Raw genomic sequence first — 8,565 nt, forward strand, 5'->3', positions numbered from 1 at the left:
TTAGCGGTATTGGGCTTTAACCCCAATCGGCGTATCGCACACACTCGCCGTTGAATGCCCCCCACTCACGCCGTCCGCAGATTCACTTCACGACACAGACTGCGAATCGATTGCTCGTCGACCAGATGAAACGTCGGAATATTGGCGGCGATCAAGGGGCCGGCAAGCGCACTGTAGTCGTTGATGTCCAGCGTGTTGATGATCGCCGCGACTGCTTTCCCGCGGCGGGCGAACCCGATCAGGGTCGACAGCGTGTCGGGAGTCGCCTGTTGCAAGATCGCAATCAGCGTCGTCTCGTTGCTGATCCGTGATTCCGTTTCATTGAGCAATTCGGCAAGCGTCATTCCATCGCTGCGTTCCAATCGCGCCAGCGTGGTTCGCAACTGTTGCAATTGCACCGCACCCCGCGACGCTTCCAAGACGACGGGCCGCAATCGATCATTTCTGTCAAGCATCGTCGCGGATTGCTTGGCTTGGTCACGAACGCGGTGGTCGCCGATCCAACCGTCGGTGCGGATTCGATCCGCGGCGTCACGCCCGTTGGTGATGAACCCGAATGGTTGTGATTGATCGTGCAGTGAACTGGCGATCGAAAACGCGGCGGTGATTGCCAGGTCTGTTCGAATCGGCTCATGTTGGGTCGGATTGGTTTCGGTGTGCATGTCCAGCACCAACGTGGCTCCCGCGATCGACGTCGGCTCGTAGACTTTGCTGTGTAAGACGCCGGTGCGTGCCGTCGCCGACCAATGGACGCGTCGCATCGGGTCGCCGGGTTCCCAACGACGAATACCTCGCAATCGAGTGGGATCCTCCATCACGTTGTCGCGCATGCGGATTTCGCCCATCGGTCGACGTGACGCGATTTCATAATCGTCCAGTTCCACCGTCATGGGCAGCACCGTCAGATACTGCGGGTGGGTTCCCAGCCGGTAGCGGCGGTACAACCCCATCAGATCACCGGTTTCCAGCACGGTCGGGCCGATCTGAAAATATCCGCGGCGATTGCACTGAATCGTGTAGTCCAAATGTCGTGTTTGTCCGGGCCACATCAACAGGACGTTGATTCGGTCGCCCTGAACGTCCAGCGTCGGTGGTGTGTGAATCGTTGCCCAACGCGGAATCAAATCTTCGACCAGCAACCAAAACACCGGGATCTTGCTGGTGTTGGTGACCGAAACCTTGACGTTCAGCGATTCGCCGATCTTGAGTTCTGCGTCGCCGCCTTGGCGGGTCGCGATCGAGCACTGGGTCCAGGTCACCGCCAAGAAACGGTTGATCAAGATCACGGCCGCCGCAACGATCGCGGCGAGCACCCACAACGAACCGCCGAACGCAAGCCCCAGCAGCAACACTGCGGCGACGGCAGCGATCAGCGACAAACCGGCCCCCGGCCCCGACGATGCATTTGGATCTCCCATCGCATCAGTCTAACTCGGATGACGCGTCGCGGGTTCCAGCGAAAAGCGAAGCGACCGACGGAAAAAGATGTCGGAATGACAGCATGATTTGAATTGGCAGAATCATACGGGTCAGAATGATGTTCCGACCGCCCTGATCGCGAAACCAAAAACATCCTGCCACCCCATCATTCTCCCACCCCATCTGTCCAAGACCGTGTCTAGAGACAACAGCGATGCCTCATGACAACGTACCAACCGCCCGATGCCAACACTAAAGATCCCTACAGCGGGGCCGGCAAATCGCGTTTGGCGAAGTGTCTCGCGGCGAGCAGATAGCAGACGCCGCCGAGCACGATCAGGATCATCGGATAGATCAACGGCGGGAGCATCGCATCGGGCATCGGCGTGGACCAATTCCACGGCGCCGACAGGCCGTCTTCGGCGACCATGGCGGCCAGTTTCTGTGGCCGGTAGCAGTTAAAAAACGACATCCCCTGCAACCAGTGCAGCGATTCGGCCGCCTTGCCCAGGCCGAACATCACCAATTGCACGACATAGATCGCCATCACCATTCCGATCGTTCGCCACCGGTAACGGTCGATGCTGCTAAAGAAACTCGACAGTCCCAGCAGGAAAAAACCAAACGCGAACAGGCTGAACGTCGGTGCCGCATACGCTCGCGAGTCGACACGCTCTGAAAGCGGAAACGACTCGACGACCGGTTCGCTGATCTGCAGCGGAATGGTCCAACCGAACAACGGCACATCGACGCTCGGCGGCGGAACGGTTTCGTCCACCGTCGTCACCGACACCCCAACAAAAATCCCGAACCACACCAGTCCGCACAGCAACGCCAGTCCGCCGACCGCAACGGCCGCGTGGGACCACATCAATTGGGCCCGGCTGATCGGTTGCGCCAGCAGCATTTCCATTGTCCCGCGCCCCAGTTCCCCGCTGACGACGTCGCTGCCCCGCGAAAGGCACCAGATCACCGTGCACAGAATGATGATCGGCTCGTCAAAGGTCAGCCCGACGCGACCCTGGTAGGTGAACAGGGAATCAAAACTGATCGGCGCGAGCTTTTCAAAACCGCGCAGCTGTTCGAGGATGTTTTGAAACTGGCCCATGTCCAACAAGCTGACGACCCAGACGCGAACCCAGGCGAACGCGAACAAGGCCAGGCCCAGTGAGACGAACAGCAACGCCGCCTGTTTGATGTAACTGCGCAGAAGAATTCGATTGATCATCATGCCACTCCACCGCCGTTGTGTTCGTTGAGGTCGCTGTCGGGGGGCACTTCATGGTCGCGTGGGTCTTCCAAGGTATCGTGATGCACCGAGTCGTAGACCGAACGCAGCCCCAGCGGTTCGATTCGCATCCGATGCAGTCCCAAAGAACTGATCCAGGGCAGCATCGGGGCCAGGTCGCCGGCGGTGTCGATTCGGACGGACACCGCGCCATCACTGGCGATCGAGTCGACTTCGGCGATGCTGATGTGATCGCGAAAGGATTCGGGGAGGCTGGCCAGCGTGGCCGAGCGATCCAAGGCGGTTCCGACGGGCAAATCTGCCCAGATGCGATGGCGCTGGAACAGATCCGCCATCTGCAGCTCCAGCACCAATTGCCCTGCACGCAGAAACGCCACGCGATTGCATGTGTCTTCGATCTCGCTGAGCACGTGAGACGAAAAGATCACGGTGCGGCCTTCCCGATGGGCCTGGGAAACCAACTCCATCACCGTCCCGCGAACCGTCGGGTCTAAGTTGGCTGTCGGTTCATCGAGAATCAACAGGGGCGTCGCCGGTGCGAGCACAACCGCAAGCGCCAGTTTCTGACGCATGCCCGTCGACATCATTGAAACATGACGCCGCGTGTCCAGTTCCAGCGCCTCGGCGATCGCCCGGCTGCGGGAAAGATCGCCGCGGGGGTGGATGTCCGCGAAAAACCTCAACACGCCTTCGCCCCGCAGGTGCCGGGGCAACCGCGCATCGCCGGGCAAATAGGAGACGTTTTGCCGCACCGCGACCGGATCAATTTGCGGGTCTGCCCCGCAAACGCTCGCCCGTCCGCCGCTGCTGTTCAAATAGCCCAACAAAGACCGTATCAGTGTCGTTTTGCCAGCACCGTTCGGCCCCAGCAGCCCGAAAATGTCGCCCTGATGCACTTCCAGATTGCAATCGACCAGCGCGCGAAAGCTGCCGTAATGTTTGGATAACTCTTCGCACGCCACCACAGGCGGACGGTTTTTGGTCTCAGCAGCAGGGGCCGTGGGGCGTGGATTCGCAGGCGGCGTCGCCAATTGGCCCGGTAGGTCGATCAATTCGGTCAAGGGTGGCTGGTGTTTCAAGGACAGGCTCAGAACCTAAACGGTGGAAATTCTATCGGTCTATTGTGAGAGTCGGTCAAACCTTAGAATCTAACTGCCGGACCTCGCCTACCATTCTCGATCGCCCGGGCGTCTTCCGCTACCGCACCGCCATCTTTCTTTTCACTGCTCCCGCCCCTATTTTCGCAAACTTGTCCATGACCTCCTCTGAACTTCCCGCTGGATTCCAATTTGCCGGCGTCGCCTGTGGAATCAAGCCCAGCGGAAAACCAGACCTGTCGCTCATCGTTGGGGACAACCGATTGGTTGCTTCCGGCGTTTACACCCAGAACCAAGTGGTCGCCGCGCCCGTCGAAATCTGCCGCAGTTTGACACCTTCCAAACGGATCCGCGCCGTCGTCACCAACAGCGGTAACGCGAACGCCTGCACGGGCCGGCAAGGTGCGTTGGATGCCGCAGAGATGTGCCGCAGTGTCGCGGACGCCATCTCCGCCTCCGAAGCCGAGGTGCTGGTGATGAGCACCGGGATCATCGGAAAGAAAATGCCGATGGACCGCGTTCAGGCAGGCATCAAGAACTCGGTCGCAAAACTCGGACGCGGCATCGACGACTTCACCGCGGCGGCTGACGCCATTTTGACGACCGACAAGTACCGCAAAGCCGAGTGTCGCGAAATCCAACTCGGCGACCAGACGATTCGGATTGCGGCGATGGCCAAAGGCGCCGGCATGATCTCGCCCAATCTGGCCACCATGCTTGCCGTCGTGATGACCGACGCCCAGTTAGACCCCCAGCAATCTCAACGGATCCTTCGCGAGGTCGCATCAAAAAGTTTCAACTGCGTCAGTGTTGATGGACACACCAGCACCAACGACACGCTGCTGTTGCTTTCCAGTGGCGCCAGCGGCGTCCGCATCGGCGATTCCAATGAAAAAGACTTCATCCGCGCACTGACCGATCTCGCCTGTTTCTTGGCGCGAGAACTGGTCGCCGACGGTGAAGGCGCAACGCACGTGATGAAAATCCGCGTCGTCGGTGCCGATAACGATGCCAGCGCCGCCACGATCGCGCGAACCATCGGTGCCAGCCCGTTGGTGAAAACTGCGATCTCCGGTGGCGATCCGAACTGGGGACGCATCGTCTCGGCCGCCGGTTATGCCGATGCCAAAATCAATCCCCAGCAAACGTCACTCAAACTCGCCGGGACGGAAATCTATCACAACGGTGTCCCGACCGATTTTGATGCCGCCGCAGTCAGCAAAGCGATCAAGGCGACCAAAGAAGTAGGCTTGGACCTGTTCGTCGGTGATGGGCCGGGAACCGCCATCCACTGGGCCAGCGATCTGACCGTCGAATACGTCCGCTTCAACAGCGAATACACGACTTGAGGTCACGCTGCCCGGGACCTCGCCAGCACGCGGCTGATGTTCAGTAGTTCCAGTCGGTCCCGAAGTAGGCGTTTAGGCCGGGCTGAAAAACCGATACCCCGCTCAACGACCGGAAATCGAGGTGCTCGCGATAGGTCTTGTCGGTGAAATTTTCAATTCCGAAGACGAAGAGCAAACCGCTCAAGGATCGCGGTCGGCACGTGCCTCGCACGTCGTAGACGGTAAATCCAGGCGTCTTATTTTCGAGCAAACTGGTCGCGACGCGGTCCTGGTTGTCGACGATGCGGTGAATTTGCCCCAGCAGGTTGTGTGTCGAAGCCGTTCCCAGTCGAATCTCCTCGTCCGCCCCTTCACCGAAGCTTTGGAGTGTCGAAAGGGCGTTCGTGAGTTGTTCCACGGCGCGTGCGGTGTCCGAATCCAGGTAGAACTGGCCTGCGTTGACGTGGGCGCTGGCCAACAGGCGACGCGCACGGTCATCCGCGCTCTCCGCAGCGAGGTTGGAAAGCGCGTCAATGGAATCGAGATACTCTCGTTCTGCATCGGCCCTGCGTCCCTGCAGCGCGAGGCTGACACCGATACGAATACGGGTTCCTGCCGCTTCCGCATCGTAGGCGACTCGAAGCGCCGGATCTCCTGCACGGTTCTCAAACACCTCCAGCGCGGAGCCAAAGTGGCGTTGTGCGCCATCATGGTCTTGCTGCATTTGCAGCAACTCACCGACCCGCACGAGTGCCCGTCCTCGTTCGAGCTCCAACGCCGGATCGGCGCTCGGACTTTTTGATAAACGCTCGTAGTCGCCGATGGCTTGTTCGAGCAATCTTTTTCGGACCTGCTGTGTACCGGGAAAGTACTCCAGTGCGTCACTGCTTTGGACCAACCACTTGTCAATCGCCTCTCTCGAATCGCGGTAGCGCCCCAGCGCGTCGCGTTGATACTGTTTGGCTTGAACTTTCGCGAGTTGCTCGTTGCGACGGGCGCGATTGATCAACAGGGCGGAGCCGACGGCGATGATCGAGATCATCAACAACGCGGCCGCTCCGGAAATTGACCAGCTACGATAACGACGAATCAGGCGTCCGGCGCGTTCCAACGCGTTTTCGTGAGCCGCATGTGCCAGGACGAGTTCGTCATTCATCCACCGATCGATGTCGTCGGCCAAGTCGGTCGCGTTTTCGTATCGCTGCTCGCGATCGAGTGCCATCGCTTTGGCGCAGATCGACGCCAACGGTTTGGGAGCGACGGGATTGAGCCGATCCATTCGACGGATCTTTCCCGAACGGACGTTCTTGATGACGTCGATCGACGTCCCGCCCTCGATCGGTGTGGTGCCGGTGATCAAATTGAATAAGATCGCTCCTAGACTGTACACGTCGCTACGACCGTCAAGCGCGTCGTGGTCCCCGAACGCTTGCTCGGGACTCATGTACATCGGGGTGCCGACGATCGCACCGTGCCGAGTCTTCGTTGAACCGCTGCCGCTGAGAGCATAGAAGGTCGTCTGATCTCCTTCTTTTGTCACTTCCGCCGATCGTGAGATCAGTTTCGCAAGCCCCCAATCAACGACCAACGTTTCCCCATATTTCCCCAGCATGATGTTGGCGGGCTTCAGATCACGATGTAGCACGCCATGCTCGTGTGCAAACTGAATCGCGTTGCAGGCGTCGATCAAACGTCGCAGCATGGTCCGAAACTCGCGACTCAGGTAAGCATCAGCGGACGGCGGTGAATGCGACAGGTGAAAACTCTTGATCACCGCGCTGAAAGAACGGCCGCGGATAAACCGCATGGCGTAATACGGCTGGTTATCCGAGTAACGCCCCAGTCCGTAGACCGGAACGATCCCGGGATGTTCCAGCGAGCCGGTGACTTCGGCTTCGAAAATGAACTTCTCCTGGTATTGCTCTTTGTCGCGATGCTCAGGCAAGATCTCCTTGAGTGCGACGACGCGTTTGAGCTCTCGATCACGCGCACGGTAAACGGCGCCCAATCCACCCCTGGCGTGCATTTCCGTCGCCTGATAGCGGGCCTTCGGATCGTTCTCGCGAGGCATCGCGACGTCACCCCGATGACCGGCTCCCGAATTGACCTTGGTGGCCTGACGCACCTGCCCCGAATCTGCCAGTGAGAAGGCCAGCTCAATGTCATCCTCGAACTCTGGCAACCGCTTCAAATACTCCTTCTTTCCGATCGAACTGCCGCTCCGCTGGCGTTCCGCGACGTCGATCCGAACCAGCTCGCGTGCGATGATTTGCCGCAAGTGCGGTTTCAGATCGCCGGACAAGAAGGATTCAATGTTTGGCGGATCATCGCTGGCCTTCCAGCGGTCTTGGAAGGCTTGGCAGATCCGGTCGATGATCAGTCGATCCTGGTCGTCAAGGGTCGCTTCCAAGTCCGAGGGAGATTGGCTTCCGCGGCCGATTCGAATCGGAGTTGGCGATAATGGCGGAGCGTCCGTTGTCAAATCGGGATCAATGGACTCGAGCGGATCAGAGGTCGCCAACAAATCATCGAGCTCCCGCTTTTCGGTCGGTTTCTCGTCCGGGTAGGACATGACAACGTTTGATCTTAGGAATGGTGCGCAGAAACAGAAGCCTTCGACCGGATTATAGACCAGCGAACTCGACCAACTGCTGCGAGCGCATCAACAGGCCGGTGAATTCTTAAGCGAGGACGACGATGAGCTGGCAAGTCCGAACGACACCGATCCACATCTGGCAGAGTTTTCTCGACTGCTCCAGGAACCAATGATCGATCCCGATACGATCGGACGAAGAAATCCCAAGGAGATCAACACGTAGTATGCGCGGCACCGCCGATGATCTGCGTGCTCGAGACTCTTGAAGCTGCCGCCGTCGCATCGGTGAGACTTCGATGGGGGACGGGGGCGTCGACGGTCAAGATGACGGACCGTTTGGACTGCGATTTTTGAAACGCCGGAGCCAAGGGCACTGCCACGTTGAGTGACGCGGGCGTGTTTCGACGCGAGATACACCGCGCCATCAACCGCGGGGATGCCACCAGTACTGACATCAGAGCCGACGAGGAGATTCGAACCCCTGACCTATTCATTACGAATGAATTGCTCTACCAGCTGAGCTACGTCGGCGTGTTTGGATGGACGACCCGCCAGGCTTGTGGCTATCAACGTCTCAAGTCTGCAAATTACAAAACCAAAGCTTGGTCGACCAGGGCCCATCGGGCCGCTGGAAAAATTCTACCACCAACCCTCCGCACACCTACGTTATTCGGCCGCGCGATCGCCATCCTGTAGCGAAATTCTCACACTGCACCGCGGTGCGAGAAATCCGATGCCGTTTGGACACCGCACACCCGTGAGCGTTCACCCAATCGCCCAACCCCCTGTCCCTTCGTCACAGCTTGAAGCAGTGGCGGAACGTCGCCTTCCCCGCCTCAGACAGCCCGTTTAAACACAATACCGCTAAGTTAAGCG

The 8,565-nt window shown here is 58.9% G+C and carries 5 protein-coding genes and 1 tRNA gene; 1 reads left to right on the forward strand and 5 read right to left on the reverse strand.

Translation table 11 applies throughout. The annotated features are described in order from the left end of the window. Window positions 1-65: 65 nt before the first annotated feature. The 3 genes from NZK35_RS33420 to NZK35_RS33430 all read right to left on the reverse strand — a co-directional run bounded on the left by NZK35_RS33420 (window position 66) and on the right by NZK35_RS33430 (window position 3,633). Entirely contained in the window at window positions 66-1,418 is a 1,353-nt protein-coding gene (locus tag NZK35_RS33420) for a DUF58 domain-containing protein (protein WP_259636873.1), read from the reverse strand. Window positions 1,419-1,681: 263 nt separating this feature from the next. Further along, on the reverse strand, window positions 1,682-2,650 hold the full coding sequence (locus tag NZK35_RS33425; RefSeq protein ID WP_259636874.1) for an ABC transporter permease: 969 nt from the start codon (window positions 2,648-2,650) through the stop codon (window positions 1,682-1,684). Then, window positions 2,647-3,633 carry an ABC transporter ATP-binding protein gene (locus NZK35_RS33430; RefSeq protein WP_259636877.1) on the reverse strand — a complete coding sequence of 329 codons (987 nt, stop codon included), beginning with the start codon at window positions 3,631-3,633 and terminating at the stop codon, window positions 2,647-2,649. Before NZK35_RS33430 ends, NZK35_RS33425 begins: the two co-directional genes overlap by 4 nt. A 290-nt stretch (window positions 3,634-3,923) precedes the next feature. On the opposite strand from NZK35_RS33430, the gene argJ reads away from it, so the two are divergent. After that, window positions 3,924-5,114: a bifunctional glutamate N-acetyltransferase/amino-acid acetyltransferase ArgJ gene (gene argJ, locus NZK35_RS33435; protein ID WP_259636875.1), complete on the forward strand. Its 1,191-nt coding sequence runs from the start codon at window positions 3,924-3,926 to the stop codon at window positions 5,112-5,114. A gap of 40 nt (window positions 5,115-5,154) precedes the next feature. On the opposite strand, the gene NZK35_RS33440 is transcribed toward argJ, so the two are convergent. Further along, window positions 5,155-7,665, reverse strand: a complete 2,511-nt coding sequence (locus NZK35_RS33440) for a serine/threonine-protein kinase (protein WP_259636876.1) — start codon at window positions 7,663-7,665, stop codon at window positions 5,155-5,157. A 482-nt stretch (window positions 7,666-8,147) separates the two neighbouring features. Continuing rightward, window positions 8,148-8,220 (reverse strand) — tRNA-Thr (locus tag NZK35_RS33445). Window positions 8,221-8,565 lie beyond the last annotated feature (345 nt).

This window comes from Stieleria sedimenti (assembly GCF_025060895.1).
Lineage (GTDB): Bacteria > Planctomycetota > Planctomycetia > Pirellulales > Pirellulaceae > Stieleria > Stieleria sedimenti.